Here is a 26,172-nt window from a genome sequence, read left to right on the forward strand (position 1 = left end):
GCCACTATGCAGCATGAAGACCGGCAGATCAAGCTGCGAACGCCCGGCGTCACGTTTTGCCGGCGCCAGCGGCACTAACGCGCACGCTGATGTTGCCCCCCCTTGCGATCCATTCACAGCTCCGGCTCACCACGTTCTTCGATGGGAGTCCTGATCGTCTTCTCGATATGTTCCCGCAAGATCCGCAACTTTTCTCGCAAGGGCTGCACGTCCACTTCCTCAATCATGTTCCACCAGTCGAGATAGTCTTCCGGGTCTTCTTCGATTTCCTTCACGTCCAACAGGATGCCTTCAAGGTATGCGTCCTCGCTGCGGTACTGGCTGCATGCGGCACCCAGTTCAGATGAGAGCGTGTGAACGGCTTCATCCGCAAGACGAATGCAGTCCCGTGCCATAGGCGTCAGACAGTTCGTGTCAATCTTCTCCTCCTTCCCAACGGTCGAAATCACCGGCACAGTGACCGTACGCTGCGCGGTCCTTTTGTACGATGCATTTCTTGGTTAGGCTCCTGCCAGCTTGCCGTCATGTCCTTAGTACAGGGGTCATCCAGGGGTCACCCATTAGAGGTTCCGGTCATACACAAAAGTTCCCCTCGAGCCGCTGAAGTGACTTCTTCATACCTTTTCCTCTCGCCAAGCTTCACATGAAGAGCATGAAGGTGGGTTGAGGGGGGGGGTGAACATAATTCGTACTCTTACTCGTACGCGTACTCGGAGCGCCGAAGGCGCGATCCCACTCCCCCGATTCAAGGAATTCGAGTACGAGTACCGCTTCGCTGAGTACGCGTACGCGTACGCGTACGTTGTGACGCGAGCGGACTTGCCGCCGCTCACCATAAAAATTTACGAAGAACTTTTTTTGAGCGCACTCCGTCTATTACGGCTAACGATGGCGCGTAGGCTGAGGCGTCGTGCTTGCCCACGCGGGGCGGCGGGACGTTTCACCTTACAAAACGCCCCGCGACGCAAGCCGTCAGGCGCCGCGCTGCGGGGGATTTTGCAAGAGGCTCTTCTGTTTTCGAGCGCAATGCTCTGCGGAGACGCTTGCGACGTCCGCAGAAGCAATTTGTTCGCGTTCCTATGTGAATCGATGATCCGACTTCCGGTCTGAGACGCTCTTCCTGGCTGTTTCAAGCCAACCGGTTCGGACCTTCATTTGCGCGTCGAATTCCGGCACATAGGGCTTGATGTCCAGAAGCGGAGTTCCGTCGAGCATGTCAACGTTGCGGATATGAAGCGTGCCACCTTCGACCCGATCGAGTCGGACTACCGACAGGCCGATGGGGTTCGGTCGCTTGGGAGCACGAGTGGCGAAAAGCCCCCGAGCCTCCGTGTCCATGAATGGAACGACCTGCAGTTTGAACCCTTGACTGCGATGAAATAGGTAAAGGAGCACGATATGGGAAAATCCGTCGAGATTCTTCAGCCCGGGCTGGTACTCGTCGAAGACCTCAACCGTCCCGCTCACTCCGGCTGCGCCGGCAGGCTGGATTGGCATGCCCGTCAGATCGGTAAACGGTGTGTGAATCAGTCCTATAGGTTCCATTCCCATCTTCTCCCTGCGCGAATGTCCTCGGATGAGCTTCTCAGTCCAGGGGGCCGCGTTGGTGGCGGGCCTGTTGGTGGCGGGTCTGATAACCCTTTCTAATTCTTCATTTTGAAGGACTTACATCCCACAGCAATCGGTTTCCTGCCGCTTAGGGCCTCAATTCCATCGCCGGAAAAGATGTTGTCAGCTCCTCGCGCCTCACGGAGCGTCGCACATTCCTCGACCATACCTCCGTCGGACTCTCGCGATACGAAACAGAAATTTGCGCTTAAAACTCCGTTTTTGGGGCCATAACTGACCCCCTAAGACAAAATAAGCGCTTGTAACTACTCAGGTAGCCCCACCATGGCGCTACCACTGAAACAATCGTAGACTACCCCCCCCCGAGCGCAACAGAAAAAACCCGATTTTCTTCTGGACTCGGATCGCGTGGTCTTCTACGCTGATGACCATGGCACAGGCTATGGTCATTCAGGGGCGGAGAATCACGGACGGCGAGATCGCCTTGATCCGGGATTTGATGGCGAAGAACCAGGACTGGGGCCGTACCCGCCTGAGCGAAGAACTGTGCCGCTGCTGGAACTGGCGCAACGCGCAGGGCCGTATCAAGGACATGGCGGCGCGCTCCCTGCTGTTGAAGCTGGAGCGACGCGGATGCATCGAGTTGCCGGCGCGTCAACGCCCGTCTTCCAATCATTTCCGCAACCGGTGCGTGCCTGCCGTAGAACCTGCCGCCGAACCGATTCGCTCTGACCTGAGCGCATTGCGGCCCCTGTCGGCAGACCTTGTCGCCCCACGTTCGGATAACTCGCAGTTGTTCAAAGGGCTGCTGGGCCGATACCACTACTTGGGCCATCGCAACACGGTGGGCGAGAACCTGCGCTATCTGATCCGCGACCGGCACGGTCGGCTCGTGGCCTGTGCGCTGTTCGGTTCGGCGGCATGGAAATGCGCGGATCGGGATCGTTTCCTCGGCTGGGATCGGGCCTGCCGTGAACGCAATCTTCAGGCATTGACCAACAATACGCGTTTCCTGATCCTGCCCTGGGTCGAAGTCCCGCATCTGGCCAGCCACGTCCTCGGCCTCATTGCCCGGCGCATCCGGGATGACTGGCAGGGCAAGTACGCTCATCCCGTGCATGCCTTGGAAACGTTCGTGGACCGTTCCCGATTCAAAGGCACCTGCTACCGGGCCGCGAACTGGATGCGCCTGGGCGCAACGCAGGGGCGGACCCGCAACGATCGAGACCGCCGCATCCAGGCGCCGGTCAAGGACGTGTATCTGTATCCGCTCATCCCGGAGTTCCGGCGGGAGTTGTGCGCACCCGCCTGCTCCCGAACCGAAGGGAGGGCGGGCAGGTGATGACACGCCAAGAGGCCGAAGCGATCTACGACGCCGGCAAGGAAACCGTCGTGCGGGTACTGTTGATGATGGATGCGCGCATCCGTGCTCTGGAAGAACGCGTTCAGTCTCTTGAGAACCAACTCGCCAAAAACTCGCGCAACAGCAGCAAACCGCCCTCCAGCGACGGCTTCAAGAAACCTGCGCCCAAAAGCCTGCGCAAGAAGGGCAAGCGCAAGTCCGGCGGCCAGCCCGGCCATACCGGCCATACGCTCGCGATGGCCGACAAGCCCGAGCACACCGAAGTGCACCGTGTGAAGGAATGCGAACACTGCGGCCGCTCTCTAGCCGATCAATCCGTCGAGGGCATCGAAAAGCGTCAAGTCCATGACCTGCCACCCCTGCGGCTGATCGTCACCGAGCACCAGGCTGAAACCAAAACCTGCGCTTGCGGCCATCTGAACAAAGCCGCGTTCCCCGAAGGGGTCAACGCTCCCGTGCAATACGGCGAGGGGATCAAGGCTGCGGCCGTGTACCTGAAGAACTATCAGTTCCTGCCCTATGACCGAACCTGCGAACTGCTGAATGACTTCTTCGGCTGCCCGATGAGCGAAGGCACGCTCTGCAATATCATCACCCAATCCCACACGTTGGCCGCCGACCCCGTCGAGAAGATCAAGGAGTTGATCGAGCAGGCCGCCGTGGCACACTTCGACGAGACCGGCTCACGGGTAGACGGCAAGCTGTGGTGGCTGCATTCGGCCTCGACCGCACAGGCAACCTATTATGACATCCATCGCAAACGCGGCCGCGAAGCGATCGATGACATCGGCATCTTGCCCGACTTCCTCGGACGCGCCGTTCACGACTTCTGGAAACCGTACTTCGGCTACGACTGCCTCCATGGCCTCTGCAACGCCCATCACCTGCGGGAACTGATCTTTGCGCATGAGCAGCACCAGCAGGACTGGGCCGACCACATGATCGACTGCCTGCTCGACATCAAAGAGGCCGTCGATCTCGCCAAACAGTCGACCGATCATCTTGACCGGCGGCAGCTACACACCTTCGAAGCCCGCTACCAGCAAGTCCTCGACGAAGGCTACGCGCAGAATCCGCTGCCGCCGTTGCCGCGCAACGCGAAGAAACGACGGGGCCGCCGCAAGAAGACCAAAGCCCGTAACCTGCTCGAACGGCTCGACGAGCACCGCGATGAAGCGCTTGCGTTCATGTACGACTTCAACGTGCCCTTCGACAACAATCAGGCTGAGCGCGATCTACGCATGATGAAGGTGCAGCAGAAAATCTCGGGCATGTTCCGAACCGAGGATGGCGCCAAAGCCTTCTGCCGCATTCGAAGCTACATCTCAACCGCCCGCAAGAATGCCGTCGGCGCTATGGATGCGCTGACCCGCCTGTTCAGCGGAAACCCCTTCGTTCCGGCGCTCAATACCTCGTAGCCTCTGCCGCGGATGAACGGACCTCGCCGATCCTACTCGCACTCGCCCCCTCGCAAATCCAGGCGGAGCCATCCCGACTTGCCGCCATCGTCTCGATCCCGTATAGCCCATCTGGAATCGGCTAACGATAACGGGCGACGAGAACGGCTCACGAGTTGGAAGCGCCTATCGTCGACCGCTCTCGTCGCCCGTTATCGTCAACCGTCCTCTGGGAGAGGGGTACCTGAGTAGTCACCTTATTGTTTTAATCAAACATAACGTCCACGCTCTCCCTCACCTTGACCGTCCGCGGGCAAGGTGTAGGTGAGTAGCGTGTTGTTGGGCCATTCTGTCTCATTGCTGTGTCCGGAGTCCATCCTGTAATTTCTCCGTGATCCGGTCCCGCAGGCTCTTCGGGGCGAGCACTTTCACGTCGGGCATCCAGGACAGGACCCAGCGTACCAGTTCCTTGCGTCCTGTCGTCTCCAGCCGCATCTCGACACGGCCGTCCCGGCGCGTTCGGAACTCCTGGGTGGGGTGCCACTGCCGTTCGGTGATGTACACGGCCAGTTTCGGCTCGAAAAGCAGCCGGACCTTGATCGGCTTCTCGCCGCCCACGATGCCGAACGCCTGCCGGGCGTATGTCTCGGGGCTGAACTCGGCCGCTCGCGTGTAACCCTGTCCCGTCGCCGCGATCCGCCGGAACCGCGACAGGGCGAACGTCGCCACACGCCCCTTCTCCGCGTTCCACGACATCAGGTACCAGTTCCCATGGTAGGCGAGCAGGTGGTAGGGGTGCAGTTCGTACTCGGATACGCGCCCGTCGAAGGTCTGGTACGTCGCCCGGACCGCCTCGCAGCGTTCCACGCATCCAGCCAACTTCGCCCATACATCGGGATCGATCCGCACCCGGTCCTCGGGCAGGACGCCGACGTGCTCACTGAGCCAGTCGGGTTCGATGGTCACATCGCCCTCCAGCGACTCGGCAATTTTATCCAGCACCGAGCGCATGTCCAGGTGGAGTGGTGTGTCCTCGTAATGGGCCAGGAGCTTGCGGGCAAGCGCGAAGCTGAACGCCTCCCGGCGGCTGATCCGCACCGGTGGCAACATGTAGGTTTCGTCCGTGAGCCGGAAACCATGCCGGGCCTCGTCGTAGGCCAGCGGGGCGTTCTCCTCGTCGCGCAGGAAGTCCAGATCCCGCGCCACGGTCCGGCGCGACACCTCGAACTCCTTCATGAAGTCGCTGCTGTTCGGCAGATAGCCGGTCTCTGCGCCCTCGCGCACCATCTGGACCATGCGCCGGATGCGGTAATACTGGGGTCTGGAGCCTGCCTTCATTTTTCTCAAACTTTCTTCAGGGGTATGCCGTTAGATGACACACCCTCTTTTATACATTGGGCGGCATGGTGGATCAAGTCTATCGTCCGCGCCGGCCCAAGGCATCGCCCCTGTGGCAATGCCTTTCCGGGCATTTCGACGCGTTTCTGGAGCTATACGAGGAACAATACCAGCCCCGGTACGGCTTCCTGCGCCCCATCATCCCGGAGGTCGTCAACAAGTTCCTCGACTGCGGCGACCTGGAGCGCGGCTTCGCCCGCGTGCGCTGCGACGACTGCAAGCATGAATACCTGCTCGCCTTCTCCTGCAAAGGGCGCTGGTTCTGCCCCTCGTGCCACCTGCCTGCGCCGAAGCGGCTTCGGCAGGCAGGCCAGAAGAAAGTCCAGCTCTTCGGCGCGCTTGTCACCGAGACCATCCTGTTCCCAGTACCCCACCGGCACTTCACCTTCGCCCTGCCCAAGATGTTGCGCATCTACTTCCGCCACGACCGCGATCTGCTCAAAGACCTGTGCCGGATCGCCCACGAGTGCCTGCTCGAATACCTGCGCACCACGCTCAATCTAACCGAGGGCCTGCCCGGCATCGTCATGGCGATCCACACCTTCGGCGAATACCTGGACTTCCACCCGCACCTGCACGCACTCGTTGCCGACGGCCTGTTCGTGCGCTCGGGCCTGTTCTATGTCCTGCCCGATGTCAGCCTCAAGCCGCTGGAGGAATTGTTCCGGGCTCGGGTCATCACGTTTCTGGTGGACAAGGGGCTTCTGCCGCCCGAGCGGGCGAACATGCTGCGCGGCTGGGTACATTCCGGGTTCAACGTGCATCGCAGCCGACGCGTGCTGCCCGACGAGCGTGAAGACCTGGAGCGTCTGGCCCAGTACATCATCAGGAACCCCTTCTCCGTCGAGAAAATGCAGGTCAACCCGTCCGGCGGGACGATCTTGTACCGCTCCGGCATGAACCCGAAGATCCGGCGCAACTTCGAGGTCTTCACCCCCTGCGACTTCATAGCGGCGATAACCCAGCACATCCCGGACAAGAGCTTCCAACTCGTCCGCTACTACGGATGGTACTCCAACAAGATGCGCGGCCAGCGGGACAAACAGGCCGCCGAAGAGGCAAAGGCGCCAGGCCAGGCCGTGCAGATCATCGATGTATCCGACCACAAGCCGCGACGCATCCCGTCACCGAAATGGCGCGAACTCATCAAGAAAGTCTGGGAAGCCGATCCGCTGCTGTGTCCGCGCTGCGCCCACGAGATGCGGATTGTTTCGCTTATCGACGACCGCGCCGTCATCGAACAAATCCTCCGGCACCTCGGTTTGTGGGAAGAAGGGGTCCGGGTGCATACCGGCGCGGATCCGCCAACGGCCACGGTCGTCGAGCCCTGGCTCGATGACCCGTTCCCCGACTACGACACCGTACCCGTGTTGTTCGCGAACTGAGGCCATCGTGATGGGGGAGGTTTATATCTTTCCGCCCGAAAACATCCCAAACGTGCTGCCTCCGGTCGGTCCGGCCCCGGGGCCGGACCGACCGGAGGCAGCCAAACCCCGGAGCTTGACGTCCACCCCCGATTTTGCCACCCTCGCACCATGAAAGCGACACGATCAGCCAGCCTCGGACCTCAACAGCGGCCCCTCACCGGGAACCGCCTAAAAAGCAATTTCTTATCAAGGCCAATATCCCTAATTTAATTTACGAAACAACGATTTCGACGAATTGGGTGAACTGCCCGAACCACACGATGCCCGGAGAGACCTGCACCAATCAGACTCTGGTTGTCGTCACAAACTCCACCGCAATCGGTGGAGGAGTCATTTTCTATCGCACCTCAGCCAGTTCTGATGTCGATACCGATTCTGACGGCCTCGACAATGTCACAGAATACGATCTGGGCACGGATTATCAGAACTCCGATAGCGATGGGGACGGAATGCCGGACGGATGGGAAGTTCAGTACGGATTTAATCCTCTTTATTATGCCGACGGCGGGTTCGACTATGACTCAGACGGCCTGATCAATGCCGACGAATATTTAAACGGAACATACCCCAACGACACAGACTCGGAAGATGACGGTATGCCTGATGGCTGGGAAGTTGCCGGAGGCCTTGATCCGTTGACCGACGATACAAACGGTGACCCGGACGGCGATGGAGTCAACAATCTGGCTGAATATCAGGGCGGGACTCATCCGCAAATTGCTAACGTCTCGCCTCCCGGCGGTTCTCAGGGAAGCCTGATTTTCCGCTACGATGATGACGGGCGACTGATCGAATCGCACCTGAACAACAGTTCGTCCGAACTGTACACACTGACCCCGGCACATAACGTAACGAACTTGAATGTTTTTTCTACAAGCAACTGATTGAGAGGTACATATAAATGAAGGTTCTTTCTCGAATTTTGTGGATGAAAGCGTGAGACATCGCCCCAGATCTGCGCAAATGGTTGTGAACGCAATCATATACAGCAGGAGGAAGCGATGTCTCAGAAGTCATTGTTCACAGATTTGCTCGGGATTCAAGGATGGGGCGTAGTCGCCGGTGGAATTCGTATCGAGGAAGATGGCAGTGTGACGGTTCGAATCGATCGACGCAGTGTTGGTTACAGCTGTGGTCAGTGCGGGGAGGGGCTGTTGTTCACATACGACACGCAGCCACCGCGACGGATCCGGGACTTCCCGATCTGGGGCCGACAGTGCTACTTGGAAGTCGAGTTCGTCCGTGTGGATTGCCCTCGTTGCGGCGTGGTCATCGAGGGCTTGGACTGGGTTGAACGGTATGCTCGCCAGACCGTCCGTTATGAGAAGTACGTGGCAGGCTTGTGCGATCTGCTGCCAGTCAGCGATGTGGCCGCCCTGGAGGGCCTGAGTAAAGATGCCGTTTACCGAATGGACAAGAAGTGGCTGCAACGGCGTGATGCCAAGCGAGAGGAGCGCACGGTGCGATATCTGGGGATCGATGAGATCTCGCTGCGCAAGGGGCACCGCTACGCCACGGTTTTCTATGACTTGGAGCGCAAGGAGGTGATCGGCTTGGTAAAGACACGCAAGGAGCGCGCTGTGGGCGGGTTCTTCCGCTGCTTCGGTCGCAAGCGCTGCAAGGCTGTCGAGGCCGTGTGCATGGACCTCTGGCAGCCCTTCCTGAACAGCGTCCGACGGCACTGCAAGAACGCCGTCGTTGTCTTCGATAAGTTCCATGTCTACAAGTACCTCAGTGATGCCATTGAGGCCGTACGTCGCCACGAGCAGTCCATATGCTCTGACGAAGAGGGCAAGCTGATCAAGGGCACGCGCTGGCTCTGGCTCAGGGCCTCACGCAACCTGAAGCGCAAACACAAACAGACTCTCGAACAGATCATGGCAATCAACCGACAATTACAGAAAGCGTACCTGCTCAAGGAGGACTTCGAGGCGTTCTACGCGTGCTCGACACGCGAAGAGGCCGAAGCCTTCCTGAAGGGGTGGATCAAGCGGTGTAAGCAGAGCCGGCTGGAGCCATTCATCAAGCTCGCCAAGCGCCTGGTCCGGTGGTCGCACGGCATCTTCTCCTACTTCGAATATCGCATCACCAACGGCGTGGCCGAGGGCATCAACAACAAAATCAAAGTACTCAAACGCAGGAGCTATGGCTTCCACGATGAGCACTACTTCTTCCTCAAAATACTCAATGCAACTGGAGCCCTACCCAGCTTCGAGCAACTCAGTGACCCACAATTTTAGCGAAAGAACCTAAATGAATAACCGAATGCTCACTATTCTCGGAGTGGTTTTTTCTCTCGGCACGGCCTATGCCGGGATGGATTCTATCGGAGGATGGCATGCCGTTGGCAGTGACAACTCTTGTTTTGTCAGTAATGCGGCATCTCAGATTTTGGCTGAACCAATGGTGTTATCCACCATGGAAAGTGGCGGCAGCGTACTTCCGGAAATGGCAATCACGGAGGCCATTCGGTCCCAGGCTGCAGCATTAAATAATGATCCTGTTGAAATTTTTGAGTTTGTTCGCAACCGGATTGGCTACGAGCTTTATTACGGTTGTTTTAAAGGTGCAGAAGGAACGCTGTTGAGCGGGTTTGGAAATGATTTGGATCAATGCGCTTTGCTGGGATCTTTGCTCAAGGTGGCGGACGATTCGATTGATGTCAGTTATGTTCGCGGAAATGTAATTTATACGGGTGAGTTTTTAACGAATCTCACGGGTTGCCCAACGAACCATTTCCAACATTTGAACCCATGGTTTTTGATTCATGCGCCTGTACAGCGAGCTGATGGGTGGGAATTCGATAAACATTACTGGCTTCAGGCGGAGATTGACGGAACAACCTATCAGCTGGATCCTTCGTTTGTACCGCATGAGTCCGCTCCCGAGGATGCGGAAACTGTGCTGGCACAAGTCACTGGCTATACGCGAACCAATTTTTTAAGTACCGCATCGAATGGAGCCACTGTTTTTACTTCCGAACAGGTCCAAAATGTAAATGAGACAGCAGTCGAAAATCTTTTGCGTGGCTACGTGGCGCAGGTTCATCAGGCCCAAAATGATGGCGATTCTGAGGTTGAACAACTTGTCGGGCAGCGCATGCCTCAAAGTGAACCTCTTTCGGTTCTCAGCACGAATCTGCCACCGGACATGGTTCGGGTTGCGTCCTCCAGTGTATTGGGCAGCTTACCAGACAATATGTTTGCCCGCTATGAGCTGACGCATGAATCGGGTTTCAGTTCTGTTGCTTTGAAGGGGTATGAGCTGGCAGGGAAACGGATCACGATTTTTTATGATTCCGATGATGGGAACAGGCCGGTTCTTCGACTGGATGGAGAGGAAAAGGCCCGCGGAACAACGGCATTAACGGTTGGGTATGTTAAGAATCTCACCCTTAAAGTACTTCTGCCTTCGTTTTTTGGAATGTATGAGAAGGCCAATGCAAACAAGCCATGTGATTTGACCGTTGGTTACAGCTATAGTGTGGTTTCAGACCTCCTAATGGCTTCTCCAAAAGTGCTGGCGCGAGAGAGCCGTAAACTGGCGGCTTTCCGGTCACAGGGCTTAAGCGACGCTTCGGAAGAAGTGCTTGGAACCACGTTGCACCTGATGAATCTATTTTACTGTCGTCAGAACACGTTGCAAAACAAGCTTCTGAGTCGTCTGACCGGAATTCCGTCGCTGGGGCTTTTCCAGGGCGGAGTTGTGGCTCAGGAGGAAGGCTATTATATTGACCTGCCGTTGCTTGGAATGTCTTACGTAATGCAGATGCCGGATTCCTCGTCATTGTTTCAAGCCTCGTCGTTCATGGCCAGCGGTTTGGAGCATGGGATGCTGGAGCAGATCATGGGACCTGAGCGTCCGGGAATTTCTTCAACGAAGGGCATTGCATTGAATAATGCAAACGGGAAGCACACGTATTATGCGACCTCTGCAAACTGGACCTCCGGCCTGAACGTTAAGTCCAAGCTTTCCGGCTATACTCCGGCTCAAAAAACCGATTTAGGCACTGAAATCAATAAGGGATACAGGATGGTGCTTCCACGAAATGCAGTGACGGTCGGTAATTGGACGGGAATCACTTATTTCAAGGTTTATTCACAGGCTCTGGGTGCGATTATTTCAGGAGCCTACGGCACCCAGAACGGGGGTTATTCAGGTTATCAGGGATATGTGCCGCCGCCGGTTGTTAATACGGTCACTCGAACCACGTACATTCCGCCCCCGCCGCCTCCTATTCAGCTTTTCCGCCCCAAAAGCATCGAGCCGGTTGATCTCTATTCCGGCGACTATCTTCTGGATCACAAGGACTTAACATTATCCGGCCCGTTACCGTTGATTCTTAACCGTCATTATAACAGTGGGCAGGTTGCCGCAGATGGAGTGATGGGGCCGGGCTGGTGCCATTCACTTCAAATCGAAATCGACGAACACAGTAGCGGCGATTTTGCTTTTGGCGAACGAGACACGGCTGATGCCGCCGCCGTTTTAGCCGCCCAAATGATCGCGTTGGATCTGATGCGTAATGAAGACAACGCGAAAGGCTGGACGACGGCTGCCATTGCTGCAAAATGGGCTCTGGACTCCGCCGTGGAAAATACAATTACCGTTCGAATCGGCGAATCCGGAAGACAATTCACGCGCCTGCCTGATGGGGAATTCAATCCGCCCCCTGGATCAACAGATAAACTGATACAAACAAACGGCGTTTATATTTTACAGGAACGGAATGCCAACAAGTATACGTTCAACACCAACAATCTGATTGCCGAAATTGCGGATACAGACGGAAACACGCTTACGTTTACTTACAATGCACAGACCAACCTGCAAAGCGTTGTCAGCAGTTTTGGGCCGACCCTCTCTTTCAGTTATACCGGCGGGTTGCTGACGAGCGTGAGCGATAACTCGACGCCGACCCGCACCATTCAATACCAATATGATTCCAGCGACAACCTGACGAACTTTGTGGATGCCGTCGGGTTTGACTGGGGAATCGCCTATAGCGACACAAACCATCCGAGCGCAATTACTTCGCTAACCGATCCAGAAGGCATTACCACTATTCAGAACTTTTACAATTCCCTTGGTGTTGTGACTCAGCAGATATCCGCAACATCCAATATTTGGAAATTTCACACATCCAATGCCCAGAGCATCGAAGAAGATCCCGCTGGACGAAAGACAATCTACCGTTTCGATTTAAAGGGCCGCACCGTTGAAACACAGGCCGCAGACGGCAACAGCACATTCCGCAGATATAACGAACGCGATCAGGTTACAAATTCTGTTAATGCCGCAGGTGTGACCAATCTCCTCGTATATGACAACAGCCTGAACCTGGTCGAAAAGCGGGAATCTGCCGGAACATCCGAAGAGCGGGTTTCGGTTTATGGATATGATGCAAGCAATCGGCTGGTCTGCATCAGCAATCAGCTCAGCGCCACAGAGTGGCAGGTTTCCCGTTTTGAGTACGATTCCGAACACCATGTGACAAAAACAACAGATGCCCTCAGCAACGAAACAACCTTTGTTTATTACCCCAGCGGGCTGCTTCAGCAAAAGAGTGAAGGGAACGGCTTGCGTGTCACGTCATACACGTACGATTCATACGGAAACCCTGACACCGTCATTTCCACAGATTCAGGAACGAATGATTTCCTTTATAATGCCAGAGGAGAACTGCTCCAGCATACGGACAGCCGAGGGCAGACAACGGAAACCACCTATGATGCCAGCGGAAACCTGTTGCTTACCGAATTTTCTGACGGCACCACCGTCAGCAACAGCTATTGGAACAACGGGCTTCTCAAAACGGTTACCGATGCGAGAGGACATACCACGCACTACACCTATACTCCGGCCTACAAACAGAAAACAATCACCGCCCCGGATGGAGGAGTCGTCTCCAACGCATATGATGCCGCCGACCGCCTCGTTTCTGTTACGGATGCAAAAGGAAATGTTGTCAGTAATCTGCTGGATGACGTTGGAAGAACAATTGCCAGTTATTCAACGCTCACCACCCGGCAGTTCGCATACGATAAGGCAGGAAACATCACGAACTCTGTAATTGATCCTTCAGGGCTTAATCTTTGGGATCATACGGCATATGATGATTTCAGCCGCCCGGTTTCCAAATCCACGCCGCTGGCAACGGAGACGTTTCAGTATGACCCACTTGGACGGATGACCAATCGGATTGATCAGATTTCCAAACATTGGAAAACTGAATTTGACCCGCTAAGTCGCCCCATCGCGTCCGTGCGCCCCTCCGGCGCGCGTGAGGAAAGCGACTATAATGCGCTCAGCTTCCGGACGCAGTTCCGCAATGCCGAAGGCAACGTCATTTCCTTTGGTGTGGATGCGCAAAGTCGAGTTACTTCCATCACCAATGCCATCGGCAACGTGACCCGGTATCAGTTTGATAATAACGGAAACCTGACCAATCGCACCGATGCGGCAGGCCGATCAACGGCGTATATTTTTGACGGGATGAACCGGATCGACAGGGTCGAGTATCCTGACATGACACAGTCTGTTTTCGACCATGACGCGAGCGGCAATCTGATCCTTTCCTCCAATGAAAATGCCGAAATTACTTTCGCGTATGACACGATGAATCGACTTTCTGAGGCAGATGTTTCTCTGCGTTCTTTGAGTTCTTTCGCGGTTACAAACTCCTGCGATCTGAATGGAAACCGAACCAACATTCTCTATCCCGGCGGATTGAGCGTTTCGTACAGTTTTGACGAAGAAAACCGCTTGGAGAGTGTGACCGCGAATCACGCGAATTTCGCGAATGAATTTTCATTCGGATATGATGGAGCTTCGCGCCTCACCAACATCGTCTATCCAAACTCCGTGGTTTCAGCTTTTGAATACGATGCCGAAAACCGGATTGTGGGCTTCACTCACGGAACTTTCTGTGAGCATGCAATTCAGCGGGACGTTCGTGGCTTTAAAATAAGGGAGGATATTTACGAAGGGCTTGTTCCCAACTTCACGAATAATCTTCACCAAACCCTTACGCACAATGACGCCGATCAGCTTGTTTCAGACGGTTTGGACAGCTATGCGTATAACAATAACGGATGCCTTACCAATACCGCTGGAGCTGAATATCAGTGGGATTACAACGATCATCTTACATCCGTCAATGGAACAGAATACCTGTACGATGCGTCGGGTGCGCGGATTGGACGGATTTGGGGCGGGGTTACAAACTACTTTATTCTGGATTACCACGCTCCGCTCAAGATGCCGTTAGCCGAGGCGAATGCTGATGGGAGCATTACACGCTACTATGTTTGGTCGTCACACGGGCTGTTAGCGCATTTTGACCGCAACCCCGCCACCGGCGCGATCACATCAACTCGCTACTATCATGCGAATGAGCAAAAAAGCGTTCTCGCACTTACTGATGAAACCGGGAGCGTTACCGACCGGTTTGCGTATTCGCCATATGGACAGGTTCTCGGACGAACCGGCACCACAGATACGCCGTACCAGTGGATTGGAGGTCTTGCCGTTCGCAACGAAGGCGGCGGTTTATATTTTATGCTCAACCGCTATTACTCGGCTGACGTGCGACGCTTCCTCAGCATCGACCCCGCAGGTATCGACAGTTTCCCGAACCTCTATGCTTATGCGGATATTAATCCATTGGCGTTCGTAGACCCCCTCGGATTATGGCAGGTCACAATCGGTGCTGCATATGGCTATGGTGGACGTGTTACGTTTGGGAAGAATAATGGCCGGTGGAATGTGGGGGGTGCTGTTGGATATGGCCTTGGTGCTATGATTGATTTTGCTCCGGGAAATAGTGCTCCCGCATTCGCTTCTCAAGGCGAAGCATCTCATGTTGGCGTTGAAGTCTCAGGAGGTGCCAAACTCCTAAATGCACTTGATGTTTCTGGAGGCCTTCGGGTACGTGTGGATGCCGATGATGCAACTAATGTGGAAGGCCGAGGAGGACTGATTGGTTCGCTAACCATCCCGGGAACAATTATCAATGCTAATGGATCTGCTGACGTTGTTGTTCAAGGAAATATTTCTCAGAAGACTTCCGATTCATTTTTGGAAGCAAGTCCAGAGCCGACCAGTTTTGGATTTGGAGCTATGGTTTTTGGAGGGATCACTGGGGGTACTTCTTGGCAAAGCAAGCCCCCGCAGGGTAGTTCCCCAAGTACAACCCATGGACACACAACAACAGGATATTTGAAATGATTAAATTATCTCCAAAAAGCTGGTGTCTCATAATAATCTGTGTTTTCGGCGGTGCTGTTTTGGTGACAACAATTTTAAATATGCATGTTTACAAAAGACCCGAAATAGAATACTGCAAAGCTTTTTTAAACAAACAGAAGAATATTTTTCCAACGTCTATTGGGTCTGTTAAATCCGTTGACTATAGAAAACAAGCCGCAGCAAAAGTGTCATTTAGAAAAGATGGGATTCAGGGGTTCTATTGTTTTGATGTGTCTGGTGATACGGGAGAAATAAGGGTTCGCGTACATTGGAATAATACGAAAAACAATGATGATTTTCGAGTTGTTCGGGTTGAGCAGATTCGTGGAAGTGATTACCCTTTTCAAATTTGGCCGTAGGAAAAAGGAGAACGACTGTGTTAAGTCGAACCCGCTATCAGTTTGATAATAACGGGAACCCAACCAATCGAATTGATTCCATGAGCCGTTCCACCGGCTATGTTTTTGATGACATGAACCGGATGGTTCGGATTGATTATCCGAATGCAACACAGGCCGGTTTCGACCACGACAACAACGGAAACGTAACACTCTTCTTCAATGAGAATGCAGAGGTTGCTTTTGCATATGATGAGATGAACCGACTCGCCGCTTCGACCCAATCTGTGTCTTCTGTGAATTTTGTGGTTCAAAATTCGTTCGATTTGAACGGCAATCGAACAAACATCACCTATCCGGGTGGCCTTGTTGTCAGTTACTCATTTGATGAGGATAATCGTCTGACATCGGCTTCCGCTAAAAATGCGAATGGCACATACACCTTTTCTTTCGGATATGATGGAGCATCGCGGTTGACCGGCATTTCCTATCCGAACGGAATCAATGCAACGGTTGGTTATGATGCAGAAAGCCGCGTCACCAACTATGTTCACGGAACCGTTTTGAACCACGTAATTACTCGTGATTTGCGAGGTTTCAAAACCCGTGAGGATATTTATGCCGGACTGATTCCAAGCTTTACGAATGGCTTGCGCCAGACTCGTGCGCACAACGATGCCGATCAGCTTCTTTCGGCAGGTGATGAAGATTACGCCTATGATGCGAATGGAAACCTCACCAACGCCAGCGGAACGACGTATGAATGGGATTATGACAACCGCCTGCTCCGTTTCGGCCACACGGAATACAGTTATGATGCTTCCGGTGGACGGGTTGAACGCGTCGAAAATGGAACAACCAACTTCTTCGTGCTCGACTATGCCGATCCCTTGAAACGACCGCTTGCCGAGGTAGATGGTGCGGGAACTATCACACAATATTATATCTGGAGACCCGCCGGATTATTGGCGCACATTGAGGCAAACGGCGCGGTTTATTATTATCACCAAAACGAGCAGGGTTCCACATTGGCGCTCACCGATACCAATGCAGCCGTTGTTGCTCAGTATGCCTACAGCCCGCACGGAGAAATTCTTCAGAAAACCGGTTCAGTTGAAACGCCCTATACGTTCATTGGCGGCTTCGGCGTACGTGCTGAAAACAGCGACACATACTATATGCTCAATCGCTACTACTCCGTTTCTCAGCGCCGCTTCCTTTCGATCGACCCCGCTGGCATCGACAGTTTTGCCAACCTCTATGTTTACGGGAACCTGAATCCTTTGTTTGGCGTAGACCCAACTGGGTTGTTGACCGTTTTCGTTCATGGAACCTATTCGGACAGCTCGACGTTTAATCAGGCTACGAGAAATATTTATGCGGAAACATTTAATGATCAAAATCAAATTTCATTTGAGTGGAGCGGCATGAACAACACCCTTGCAAGAAAAATTGCAGGGCGGCGACTGGCAGGAAATATTAACGAATACCGCACACAGTATCCAAATGAACCCATAACCATTGTTTCCCATAGTCACGGAGGAAATGTTGCATTTGAGGCCAGTAAACGAGCTGGCATTGACAATCTGGTTACGCTAGGAACCCCAGCAAGGACATTTACTCACAATCCGAACGAGTCCAATATTGGTGAGTGGTACAATGTCTATTCCCATGGGGACAAGGTTCAGGTTTCAGGTGGCGGTTTGTTCCAGCCTTTTTTCCAGGAAGCAGGTCCGGCAGGTCGTACATTTAGTGGTGCCCATAACATTGAAACAAAGCACTCTTCTGGATGGGTACAAACACACCTTGATCTCACAGGACGCGTGGGTGCTGATGCCGTCGGAAACTACATGAATAGGCCTGCAAAATGAAAAAATTATTAATGGAATCTCTGATTGCTGGGGCTGTTTTACTCGGACTTATATCACTGTTGAATGTTCTTGTTATACCCCTCGTGTTTTCATCTTTGTATGCTATCAATAGCTTAGCGGTTACGTTTTATACCTTTCTCATAACAGCCCCTATTGCTTTTATTTTTGGGTTCTTTGTATGGTGGATATTTTCGAAGCTTCGATTGCCATGGAGATGCGTTCTGGTTGGGTTCTTTTTTTCAATCTACGTCTTTTTCAACGTAAAATTCTACCCCATGGAAAAGGTAAATAAGGAGGATAGGCTACCTACTTTTGAAGAAGTTCTGCGCAAGCCAGAGGGCGAGTTCAATGAGTTTTAGGAAAAGAGTGTCAGGTTTCACCAAACCTTGGAACCCCGATCGACCCGGCGCAACCGAGCAATTTATCTATGACGCTCTTGGAAACCTGTTACCGACCAAATTGATGTCGTAGAGCGTTGCCAAATTAAAACGGTATGATTTCGGCGGATTCCCACGCTGTGACTGTATAAATGTTCCCACTTGCGTCATAGGCTTGTTTCAGGTTTACGATGTCGCTGGCCCGATAAAAAATGACCGCACCGGTTTTTGCCGGTGCGGTCGTATTGTTTTCCGGGGTTTACGATGCCTGCGGCCTGCCTGTGCGTCGCACGCAGACAGGCTGTTTGAATGCCTCCAGTTTATCCATGGCCTGGCTGAAGCTCATGCCCATGACGCGGGTGAGCAGGTCGATGGCGTTACCGCCGGTTCCGGTGTCCGGGCAGACCCAGTAGGTTTCTTTGATGACGATGTCTGCGGGCAGGTCGTAAACTCTCCAGTTGCCGTTTGTGAGCTCCTGCATGGGATAACCCATTTGTTCGAGCAGGGGCGCGAGTGCGACGCGCCGGGCTGTGCGGATTTGTTCGTCGGTCCATTTATTGCGTAACGTCATGTTCTTTCCTCCAATGCGGCTGCATGAGGACGCGGTTGACCTGTTCGAGGCCGACTTCGCGTTTTCGGTCGCGGACGGTTTCGAGCAGGGAGCCGACGCAGAGGTTGCGCACGCGGCGCAGGACGCCTTCGGAGGTGCGTACGACAAGTGCGAGCGCATCGTCGGTGAAGACGGCGTGCGGCAGTCCGCAGCGGTCGAGCTGATCGCGGATGAAGGTTTTAACGTCGTCGGGCGCGAGGGGCTTGAGGTGCACCGAGTAGGTGATGCGGCTTCGGATGTCGTCGTTAATGCCGAGGCGCAGTTTGTGGATGAGCGGGGGCTGGGCGATGAGCAGCAGGTTGTGCGATTTGGTGTTACCGACCAAATTGATGTCGTAGAGCGTTGCCAAATTAAAACGGTATGATTTTGGCGGATTCCCACGCTGTGACTGTATAAATGTTCCCACTTGCGTCATAGGCTTGTTTCAGGTTTACGATGTCGCTGGCCCGATAAAAAATGACCGCACCGGGATTTTCTATGCCCAGGGCGTAAAGGCCAATGTGCTCTTCTTCGACCGCAAACCCGCGCAGGAAAAGCCGTGGACGGAGAAGCTGTGGATCTACGATCTGCGCACCAACATGCACTTTACCCTCAAGACCAATCCGCTCAAGCGCGCCGACCTCGATGATTTCGTGAATTGTTTCAATTCCGACAACCGACATGACCGCAAAGAATCCGAACGCTTCAAATGCTTCAGCTACGACGAACTGGTGAAACGCGATAAGGCCAACCTCGACATCTTCTGGCTCAAGGATGAATCGCTCGAAGATTCCGCCAATCTGCCGGACCCCGATGTGATCGCCCTCGAAATCACCGAAGACCTCGAAGCCGCCCTGGAACAGTTCGCCACCATCGCCGAGGATTTGAATAAAAGCGACTGAGCAATTTTAATTCAGGGAAGGTTGACCCCTAAATTCTTTCCGGCGTTTCGATGCCGAGCAGCGAGAGGCCCTTTTTCAGGATGGCGGCTGTGAGGGTGCACAGGCGGATGCGGCTTTCGCGCGGGCCTTCGTCGGCTCTGAGGAAGGGGACGTTCTGGTAGAAGGAGCTGTAGGCCTGACTCAGATCGTAGAGGTAGTCGGCCATGACGCTGGGGCGGTGCAGCCGCGCGGCGGTTGCAACGGCGGCGGGGAAGCGCGTGAGTTTGAGCGCGAGGCGGCGTTCCTGCTCTTCGGTCAGAATGATCGGGAAGTCGTCGGGATTCGTCTCCGGGAATTTTTCGGCGTACTTGTCACGAACCGAAGCGATGCGCGCGTAGGCGTATTGCAGGTAGGGCGCGGAGTTGCCGTCCATGGCGAGTGCTTTTTCCCAGGTGAAGGTGACGAGGCTCTGCGGGTTCTGGCTGAGGTCGGTGTATTTGATGGCGCCGATGCCGACGGCGCGGGCGACTTCTTTCTGCTGCGCTTCGTCCATGTCGGGGCTGGAGGCTTTGACGACGTCGAGGGCGCGGGCCTCGGCTTCGTCGAGCAGCGCTTCGAGTTTAATGACGTTGCCTTCGCGGGTGGAGAAGGTGGCCTCGGGCAGGCGCATGAGGCCGAACCAGACGTGGGTAAGTTTGGTTTCGATGCCGAGCTGTTTGCAGATGTGGAAGAACTGTTTGAAGTGGAGCTGCTGGCGTTCGTCGGTGACGTAGATGATTTCCGAAGGTTGGAACTCTTCGGTGCGTGAAATGACAGTGGCGATGTCGGTGGTGGTGTAGTTGTAGCCGCCGTCGGATTTGCGGACGATGGCCACGGCGAGGCCGTCGTCTTCGAGGTTGCAGATGAGCGCTCCGTCGGACTCTCCGCAGAGTTTTTTCTCTTCGAGCTGTTCGATGACTTTGGCGAGGTCGTCGTTATAAAAACTTTCGCCGCGGTAGAGGTCGAAGGAGACGTCGAGGCGTTTGTAGATCCTGTTGAATTCGCCGAGGGTGAGTTCGATGAATGTTGACCAGAGTTTGCGGTTTTCGGGGTCACCTTTCTGGAGTTTTACGAGCTCGGCTTTGGCGCGGTCGCGCCAGGTGTCGTCGTCTTTGGAGCGGTTGTAGCTTTCCACGTAGATGCGTTCGAGCTCTTCGACCGGCGCGGTCTTTAATGCTTCCTGATCGGCGAATTCGCGGTAGCCGAGGATGATGAGGCCGAACTGGGTGCCCCAGTCGCCGAGGTGATTGTCGGCAATGACGTTGTATCCGAGGGCGCGATAGAGGCGGTCGATGGCATTGCCGATGACGGTGGAGCGGATGTGGCCGATGTGCATCGGCTTGGCGACGTTGGGGCTGGAGTAGTCGATGATGACGGGTTTGCCGTTTCCAATGAAGAGGCGAGTTGCCCACAGCCATGCGACCGTCTCCGACGAGTTCAATGACCCATTCTCGACGGTCGCAGACTATGGACTACTCGCCGGAGTTGTGGCAGAACACTCGCAGGAAGCGGGAGCCCTGATGCTGACTTAAAGTTCGAAAACACTGGCTCCGCTATCGGGACCACCGCTTATTGTTTCATTGCTGTGCTCGTAGTCCATCCCGAAGCTTTTCCGCGATCCGAGCCCGCAGGCTCTTCGGGGCGAGCACTTTCACGTCGGGCATCCAGGACAGGACCCAGCGTACCAGTTCCTTGCGTCCTGTCGTCTCCAGCCGCATCTCGACACGGCCGTCCCGGCGCGTTCGGAACTCCTGGGTGGGGTGCCACTGCCGTTCGGTGATGTACACGGCCAGTTTCGGCTCGAAAAGCAGCCGGACCTTGATCGGCTTCTCGCCGCCCACGATGCCGAACGCCTGCCGGGCGTATGTCTCGGGGCTGAACTCGGCCGCTCGCGTGTAACCCTGTCCCGTCGCCGCGATCCGCCGGAACCGCGACAGGGCGAACGTCGCCACACGCCCCTTCTCCGCGTTCCACGCCATCAGGTACCAGTTCCCATGGTAGGCGAGCAGGTGGTAGGGGTGCAGTTCGTACTCGGATACGCGCCCGTCGAAGGTCTGGTACGTCGCCCGGACCGCCTCGCAGCGTTCCACGCATCCAGCCAACTTCGCCCATACATCGGGATCGATCCGCACCCGGTCCTCGGGCAGGACGCCGACGTGCTCACTGAGCCAGCCTGCCACGGCGTAGCCGAAGGCGAAGACGGGTCCGGTTCGATGGTCACATCGCCCTCCAGCGACTCGGCAATTTTATCCAGCACCGAGCGCATGTCCAGGTGGAGTGGTGTGTCCTCGTAATGGGCAAGGAGCTTGCGGGCAAGCGCGAAGCTGAACGCCTCCCGGCGGCTGATCCGCACCGGTGGCAACATGTAGGTTTCGTCCGTGAGCCGGAAACCATGCCGGGCCTCGTCGTAGGCCAGCGGGGCGTTCTCCTCGTCGCGCAGGAAGTCCAGATCCCGCGCCACGGTCCGGCGCGACACCTCGAACTCCTTCATGAAGTCGCTGCTGTTCGGCAGATAGCCGGTCTCTGCGCCCTCGCGCACCATCTGGACCATGCGCCGGATGCGGTAATACTGGGGTCTGGAGCCTGCCTTCATTTTTCTCAAACTTTCTTCAGGGGTATGCCGTTAGATGACACACCCTCTTTTATACATTGGGCGGCATGGTGGATCAAGTCTATCGTCCGCGCCGGCCCAAGGCATCGCCCCTGTGGCAATGCCTTTCCGGGCATTTCGACGCGTTTCTGGAGCTATACGAGGAACAATACCAGCCCCGGTACGGCTTCCTGCGCCCCATCATCCCGGAGGTCGTCAACAAGTTCCTCGACTGCGGCGACCTGGAGCGCGGCTTCGCCCGCGTGCGCTGCGACGACTGCAAGCATGAATACCTGCTCGCCTTCTCCTGCAAAGGGCGCTGGTTCTGCCCCTCGTGCCACCTGCCTGCGCCGAAGCGGCTTCGGCAGGCAGGCCAGAAGAAAGTCCAGCTCTTCGGCGCGCTTGTCACCGAGACCATCCTGTTCCCAGTACCCCACCGGCACTTCACCTTCGCCCTGCCCAAGATGTTGCGCATCTACTTCCGCCACGACCGCGACCTGCTCAAGGACCTGTGCCGTCTGGCGCACGAGTGCCTGCTCGAATACCTGCGCACCACGCTCAATCTAACCGAGGGCCTGCCCGGCATCGTCATGGCGATCCACACCTTCGGCGAATACCTGGACTTCCACCCGCACCTGCACGCACTCGTTGCCGACGGCCTGTTCGTGCGCTCGGGCCTGTTCTATGTCCTGCCCGATGTCAGCCTCAAGCCGCTGGAGGAATTGTTCCGGGCTCGGGTCATCACGTTTCTGGTGGACAAGGGGCTTCTGCCGCCCGAGCGGGCGAACATGCTGCGCGGCTGGGTACATTCCGGGTTCAACGTGCATCGCAGCCGACGCGTGCTGCCCGACGAGCGTGAAGACCTGGAGCGCCTGGCCCAGTACATCATCCGCAACCCCTTCGCCGTGGAGAAGATGCAGGTCAGCCCGCCGAACCGAGCCAATCTCGTCAACGACAACTACATGGCCCCGTCGGCGACAACTACACTTCCCCATGTTGACGGGGCTGGTGGGCCCCGGGTTTCCGGGGTTTGAGGGCGATGGGCCGATAGGCCCGAGCCTTCCCCCTCCCACCCCGCAGGGGCACCCCCCATGGGGGGTGCGCGATTCTCACAATTGCGATTTTCATCGTTTTCGATTCCGTTCGCCCGCCTTCCGGGCGCGGTAACTTTCGCCGTTGAGTTCCAGGATAGTGGAATGATGCACCACCCGATCAATGGCCGCCGCAGTAGTCATCGGGTCCTTGAAGATCTTGTCCCACTCACTGAAGACCAAGTTGGATGAGATCATCAGGCTGCGCCGCTCGTATCTCTCGGACAGGAAGGTGAACAACACCTCCATTTCCTCACGGCTCTGCTGCACGTAACCGATGTCATCGAGGATGACCACCTCGAAGCGGTCGAGCTTCTTCAGCAGCGCTTCGATCGCCAAGTCGCGCTTGGCGGTGAGTAGCTTCTGCACCAGGTGGAACGCCGTGGTAAACAACACCGTCGTGCCGTGTCGCAGCACCAGTTCGCGCCCGATCGCGGTCAGCAGATGCGTCTTGCCGCGTCCGGGTAAGCCGAACGCCAGGACGTTCTCGGCCCGTTCGACGAAACCGCCGTCCACCAGCGCCGGGATCTGACGCTGCACCTTGGTCGGAAGCAGCTTCAGGTTCAGCGTGTCCAGCGACTTGCCGTCGGGCAGGCCGGAGCGTTTCAGCAGCCGCTGCGTGCGCCGTTCGCCCCGCGCATGCAGTTCGCTCTCCATCACCGCGGCCAGGTAGCGCTCGTACGTCCACTGTTCCTGCGTGGCCTCCGCAGCCAGTCGCTCGTATTCGTTCAACACGTCCGGCAACCGGAGGGCACGCAATGTCATGGCCAGAGAGGCGGGCGTGGTCATGCGCACACCTCCTCCGGCGCCAGCAGTTCGTCATAGGCGGCCAGATCCACCGGCAACGGCGCATGCTCCGACAACGTCGGCATCGGACGCGGACACGCCGAAAGCACCACGTCCAGGCGCGGGATCTCCCCGCGGTCGCGCAAGCCGCACAGTGCCGCTTCCACCTCACATTCCATCGTGGTGGCCGCGTGCTTGAGGATCTGCAGGTATTCCCGTTCCGCAGTCCGATCGTTGACCGCCGCGCACAGTGTCTCGTACGCCCACTGGAACGCGGAGGACGGAAACAGGTCAGCACGGAACCGGTAGTTCCGGAACGCCCCGGGCTTGCGCACCAATGAACCGATCACATGGCGATAGTTGATGTGGTGCGCGTGTTCATCCCGCAGCCATGGCGCAGTGAGCTGGCGCACGCCCCCGTAGAACACCTCGATGTGTTCCGCGTAGCGATGCACCGTCACCGTGTACCCGATCAGCCGGCTGGGTACCGAGTAGATCCGGCGCTTCACGTTGATAGTGCCCCAACTGCGTACAACGCACCGATACTCCGTGTATTCCGGCAGCCGGTCCACGTCGAGCGCCCGCATGTGTTTGAACTCTTCGGCCAGGCGGACGCGCCGCGTCTCGTTCACCCGCTGAAGCACGCCATGAAGGAACTGCTCATACGCCGCCCGGCTGGCGAAGTCCCGCGACCCGCGCAACAACAGGTGTTGCTCGATCCGACGCTTCAGGGCGCCGTTCAGCGACTCCACATCCCCGTTCTCATGGGGACTGTCCACTTGGATCAGACGGGGAACCATCTCGAAGTGATCCATCAGCTCCAGGTAGGCGCGGTTGTACGCCCGCGGTTCTCCGCTGGCCTCCGCCGGCCGGTGGGTCGCTGCGCTCGAATGATCCATCCAGTGCTCCGCCGGCACACGGCCCAGCCGCGTCAGCGCGTTCTGAATCCCCGTACGCAGCGCCACCAGGCTTTCGCTATGGCAGATGCTGGCCCATTCCCAGTTCGAGTAGGTCAGCACGTTGTGACACAACTGGTGGTCGAACGGTTCCCCGGCGATCGTGATCCCCAGCCGGTCCATGTGCGTGAAGTCTGTGGACATCCGCACGCCCGGCCGGTGCTCCTGCGCGAAGTACACCTCCTGCTCGGGCCCCGAAAGCGCTCGCCATTCACGTACCCGCCGCTGAAACGTCCGCAGTTGACCCTCCTGATACTTACCCGCCCGCTCCCGGCACAGCCACTCGAACACCGTCTTGGCCTCCAGCTCCGGGCAGCCCTCGAACATCAGTCGGCACTCTTCCCAGTCCTCCGCGAACGGGTCCTCCCGGGTACGCCACCTGCGCTCAACCGGCATCTCTGAGGGCAGTTTCCCGCACCTCAGGTACTTCTGCGCCGTCTTACGGTCCAGATCGGCCCGCAACGCAGCCTTGGACACGTTCCCTGTCCTTTCGTATTCTTCCATCAGCTTCCTCACTTTCCGGTCCGGGGTGACCATCGGCCCTCCTTTCTTTCCAAAAAGAGAGCCTCCAGCACCCCCGGTTAGTGGGGAAGTCTAATTGTCGTCACTGGGGAAGTGTAATTGTCGCTGCGCACCAATCCAGAAGGCTCCGTGATCTACCGCTCAGGCCTCAACCCGAAGATTCAGCGCAACTTCGAGGTCTTCTCGCCCTGCGACTTCATCGCCGCCATCACCCAGCACATTCCGGACAAGAGCTTCCAGCTCGTCCGCTACTACGGCTGGTACTCAAACAAGATGCGCGGCCAGCGCGACAAGCGCACCGCCGAAGAGGCCAAAGGCGCGGGCCTGGGCGTGCAGGTCATCGACGTGTCCGAACACAAGCCCCGCCGCATCCCCTCGGCCAAGTGGCGCGAGCTCATCAAGAAGGTGTGGGAAGCCGATCCGCTCCTCTGCCCAAAGTGCCAGAAAGAAATGCGCATCGTGGCCCTCATCAACGAACGCGACGTGATCGAGCGCATCCTCCGTCACCTGGGCCTGTGGCAGCAGGGCGTGCGCGTGTCGCCGGCGAGGGCGCCGCCTGAGATTGCCGAATGGGTCATCGAGCCCTGCTACGATGACCCATTCCCCGACTACGACACCGAGCCCGTGATGATATACGCGAACGCCTGAGCGCTCGCGGCGGGGGAGGTCTGTTCTTCGCCGGTGTCTCTGACCCTGTTTTCGCCTCCTCCGGGCGGGCCGGGGCAGCC

20 protein-coding genes and 1 pseudogene are annotated in these 26,172 nt (G+C 56.3%); 11 read left to right on the forward strand and 10 right to left on the reverse strand.

The window, feature by feature from the left end; translation table 11 throughout:
- Positions 1–113 precede the first annotated feature (113 nt).
- Complete coding sequence (locus tag L21SP4_RS09620) at positions 114–395, reverse strand: hypothetical protein (RefSeq protein ID WP_052882458.1); 282 nt, start codon at positions 393–395, stop codon at positions 114–116.
- A gap of 682 nt (positions 396–1,077) precedes the next feature.
- On the reverse strand, positions 1,078–1,545 hold the full coding sequence (tsaA, locus tag L21SP4_RS09625; RefSeq protein ID WP_201774620.1) for a tRNA (N6-threonylcarbamoyladenosine(37)-N6)-methyltransferase TrmO: 468 nt from the start codon (positions 1,543–1,545) through the stop codon (positions 1,078–1,080).
- Between the two features lie 454 nt (positions 1,546–1,999).
- Here tsaA and L21SP4_RS09630 point away from each other — a divergent pair, with 454 nt between their 5' ends.
- Positions 2,000–2,911, forward strand: coding sequence for a Druantia anti-phage system protein DruA (locus L21SP4_RS09630; RefSeq protein WP_201774603.1), 912 nt, complete (start codon positions 2,000–2,002; stop codon positions 2,909–2,911).
- Positions 2,911–4,350, forward strand: coding sequence for an IS66 family transposase (gene tnpC, locus L21SP4_RS09635; protein WP_074041580.1), 1,440 nt, complete (start codon positions 2,911–2,913; stop codon positions 4,348–4,350). Before L21SP4_RS09630 ends, tnpC begins: the two co-directional genes overlap by 1 nt.
- Positions 4,351–4,683: 333 nt before the next feature.
- On the opposite strand, the gene L21SP4_RS09640 is transcribed toward tnpC, so the two are convergent.
- The gene (locus L21SP4_RS09640; protein WP_052882461.1) at positions 4,684–5,667 is read right to left on the reverse strand and encodes a helix-turn-helix transcriptional regulator; all 984 of its coding nucleotides are present in this window, start codon (positions 5,665–5,667) and stop codon (positions 4,684–4,686) included.
- A 65-nt stretch (positions 5,668–5,732) separates the two neighbouring features.
- Here L21SP4_RS09640 and L21SP4_RS09645 point away from each other — a divergent pair, with 65 nt between their 5' ends.
- The 6 genes from L21SP4_RS09645 (at position 5,733) to L21SP4_RS12465 (ending at position 17,613) form a co-directional block, all read left to right on the forward strand.
- On the forward strand, positions 5,733–7,112 hold the full coding sequence (locus L21SP4_RS09645) for an IS91 family transposase (RefSeq protein ID WP_144413823.1): 1,380 nt from the start codon (positions 5,733–5,735) through the stop codon (positions 7,110–7,112).
- A gap of 302 nt (positions 7,113–7,414) precedes the next feature.
- Entirely contained in the window at positions 7,415–8,038 is a 624-nt protein-coding gene (locus L21SP4_RS09650; protein WP_052882463.1) for a hypothetical protein, read from the forward strand.
- Positions 8,039–8,155: 117 nt separating this feature from the next.
- Positions 8,156–9,394, forward strand: coding sequence for an ISL3 family transposase (locus tag L21SP4_RS09655; RefSeq protein WP_052881331.1), 1,239 nt, complete (start codon positions 8,156–8,158; stop codon positions 9,392–9,394).
- A gap of 13 nt (positions 9,395–9,407) precedes the next feature.
- Positions 9,408–15,383 (forward strand): RHS repeat domain-containing protein, encoded by a 5,976-nt coding sequence (locus L21SP4_RS12460; RefSeq protein WP_082116672.1) that lies wholly within the window; start codon positions 9,408–9,410, stop codon positions 15,381–15,383.
- Positions 15,380–15,763, forward strand: a complete 384-nt coding sequence (locus tag L21SP4_RS12955; protein WP_144413824.1) for a hypothetical protein — start codon at positions 15,380–15,382, stop codon at positions 15,761–15,763. Before L21SP4_RS12460 ends, L21SP4_RS12955 begins: the two co-directional genes overlap by 4 nt.
- Positions 15,764–15,843: 80 nt before the next feature.
- Positions 15,844–17,613, forward strand: coding sequence for an RHS repeat domain-containing protein (locus tag L21SP4_RS12465; RefSeq protein ID WP_082116673.1), 1,770 nt, complete (start codon positions 15,844–15,846; stop codon positions 17,611–17,613).
- A gap of 636 nt (positions 17,614–18,249) precedes the next feature.
- Here L21SP4_RS12465 and L21SP4_RS09670 read toward each other — a convergent pair.
- Positions 18,250–18,561 carry a hypothetical protein gene (locus L21SP4_RS09670; protein ID WP_052882466.1) on the reverse strand — a complete coding sequence of 104 codons (312 nt, stop codon included), beginning with the start codon at positions 18,559–18,561 and terminating at the stop codon, positions 18,250–18,252.
- Complete coding sequence (locus tag L21SP4_RS09675) at positions 18,545–18,925, reverse strand: hypothetical protein (protein ID WP_160300788.1); 381 nt, start codon at positions 18,923–18,925, stop codon at positions 18,545–18,547. Before L21SP4_RS09675 ends, L21SP4_RS09670 begins: the two co-directional genes overlap by 17 nt.
- Before the next feature lie 139 nt (positions 18,926–19,064).
- Between L21SP4_RS09675 and L21SP4_RS09680 the strand changes: the two are divergent.
- Positions 19,065–19,481 (forward strand): annotated as a pseudogene (locus L21SP4_RS09680) (N-6 DNA methylase); the annotation flags it as partial.
- Positions 19,482–19,509: 28 nt separating this feature from the next.
- Here the strand turns inward: L21SP4_RS09680 and argS are convergent.
- From argS to L21SP4_RS13130, 3 genes are all read right to left on the reverse strand, one after another.
- A complete protein-coding gene (gene argS, locus L21SP4_RS09685) occupies positions 19,510–20,940 on the reverse strand; it encodes an arginine--tRNA ligase (RefSeq protein ID WP_052882469.1) in 1,431 nt (476 codons plus the stop codon).
- A gap of 136 nt (positions 20,941–21,076) precedes the next feature.
- A complete protein-coding gene (locus L21SP4_RS09690; RefSeq protein ID WP_160300790.1) occupies positions 21,077–21,589 on the reverse strand; it encodes a helix-turn-helix transcriptional regulator in 513 nt (170 codons plus the stop codon).
- Positions 21,478–22,092, reverse strand: coding sequence for a helix-turn-helix transcriptional regulator (locus L21SP4_RS13130; protein ID WP_052882471.1), 615 nt, complete (start codon positions 22,090–22,092; stop codon positions 21,478–21,480). Before L21SP4_RS13130 ends, L21SP4_RS09690 begins: the two co-directional genes overlap by 112 nt.
- A gap of 65 nt (positions 22,093–22,157) precedes the next feature.
- On the opposite strand from L21SP4_RS13130, the gene L21SP4_RS09700 reads away from it, so the two are divergent.
- Entirely contained in the window at positions 22,158–23,123 is a 966-nt protein-coding gene (locus L21SP4_RS09700) for a transposase zinc-binding domain-containing protein (protein ID WP_144413825.1), read from the forward strand.
- Positions 23,124–23,213: 90 nt separating this feature from the next.
- Here L21SP4_RS09700 and istB read toward each other — a convergent pair whose 3' ends face one another.
- Positions 23,214–23,969: an IS21-like element helper ATPase IstB gene (gene istB / locus L21SP4_RS09705; RefSeq protein ID WP_052881065.1), complete on the reverse strand. Its 756-nt coding sequence runs from the start codon at positions 23,967–23,969 to the stop codon at positions 23,214–23,216.
- Positions 23,966–25,459: an IS21 family transposase gene (gene istA / locus L21SP4_RS09710; protein WP_052881066.1), complete on the reverse strand. Its 1,494-nt coding sequence runs from the start codon at positions 25,457–25,459 to the stop codon at positions 23,966–23,968. The genes istB and istA overlap by 4 nt, the downstream gene beginning before the upstream one ends.
- A 114-nt stretch (positions 25,460–25,573) precedes the next feature.
- Between istA and L21SP4_RS09715 the strand changes: the two genes are divergently transcribed.
- Positions 25,574–26,092 (forward strand): transposase, encoded by a 519-nt coding sequence (locus L21SP4_RS09715; RefSeq protein WP_160300792.1) that lies wholly within the window; start codon positions 25,574–25,576, stop codon positions 26,090–26,092.
- Positions 26,093–26,172 lie beyond the last annotated feature (80 nt).

It is taken from the genome of Kiritimatiella glycovorans, assembly GCF_001017655.1.
Classification (GTDB): domain Bacteria; phylum Verrucomicrobiota; class Kiritimatiellia; order Kiritimatiellales; family Kiritimatiellaceae; genus Kiritimatiella; species Kiritimatiella glycovorans.

Excerpts from the sequence above, each read along its gene's own strand:
- L21SP4_RS12460 (WP_082116672.1), top strand. The coding sequence starts at position 9,408 with ATGAATAACCGAATGCTCACTATTCTCGGAGTGGTTTTTTCTCTCGGC.
- L21SP4_RS12465 (WP_082116673.1), top strand. The coding sequence starts at position 15,844 with ATGAGCCGTTCCACCGGCTATGTTTTTGATGACATGAACCGGATGGTT.
- tnpC (WP_074041580.1), top strand. The coding sequence starts at position 2,911 with ATGACACGCCAAGAGGCCGAAGCGATCTACGACGCCGGCAAGGAAACC.
- istB (WP_052881065.1), bottom strand. The coding sequence starts at position 23,969 with ATGACCACGCCCGCCTCTCTGGCCATGACATTGCGTGCCCTCCGGTTG.
- L21SP4_RS09630 (WP_201774603.1), top strand. The coding sequence starts at position 2,000 with ATGGCACAGGCTATGGTCATTCAGGGGCGGAGAATCACGGACGGCGAG.
- L21SP4_RS09650 (WP_052882463.1), top strand. The coding sequence starts at position 7,415 with ATGCCCGGAGAGACCTGCACCAATCAGACTCTGGTTGTCGTCACAAAC.
- L21SP4_RS13130 (WP_052882471.1), bottom strand. The coding sequence starts at position 22,092 with ATGAAGGCAGGCTCCAGACCCCAGTATTACCGCATCCGGCGCATGGTC.
- L21SP4_RS09620 (WP_052882458.1), bottom strand. The coding sequence starts at position 395 with ATGGCACGGGACTGCATTCGTCTTGCGGATGAAGCCGTTCACACGCTC.
- tsaA (WP_201774620.1), bottom strand. The coding sequence starts at position 1,545 with ATGGAACCTATAGGACTGATTCACACACCGTTTACCGATCTGACGGGC.
- L21SP4_RS12955 (WP_144413824.1), top strand. The coding sequence starts at position 15,380 with ATGATTAAATTATCTCCAAAAAGCTGGTGTCTCATAATAATCTGTGTT.
- L21SP4_RS09645 (WP_144413823.1), top strand. The coding sequence starts at position 5,733 with ATGGTGGATCAAGTCTATCGTCCGCGCCGGCCCAAGGCATCGCCCCTG.
- L21SP4_RS09655 (WP_052881331.1), top strand. The coding sequence starts at position 8,156 with ATGTCTCAGAAGTCATTGTTCACAGATTTGCTCGGGATTCAAGGATGG.
- L21SP4_RS09670 (WP_052882466.1), bottom strand. The coding sequence starts at position 18,561 with ATGACGTTACGCAATAAATGGACCGACGAACAAATCCGCACAGCCCGG.
- L21SP4_RS09640 (WP_052882461.1), bottom strand. The coding sequence starts at position 5,667 with ATGAAGGCAGGCTCCAGACCCCAGTATTACCGCATCCGGCGCATGGTC.
- istA (WP_052881066.1), bottom strand. The coding sequence starts at position 25,459 with ATGGTCACCCCGGACCGGAAAGTGAGGAAGCTGATGGAAGAATACGAA.
- L21SP4_RS09700 (WP_144413825.1), top strand. The coding sequence starts at position 22,158 with ATGGTGGATCAAGTCTATCGTCCGCGCCGGCCCAAGGCATCGCCCCTG.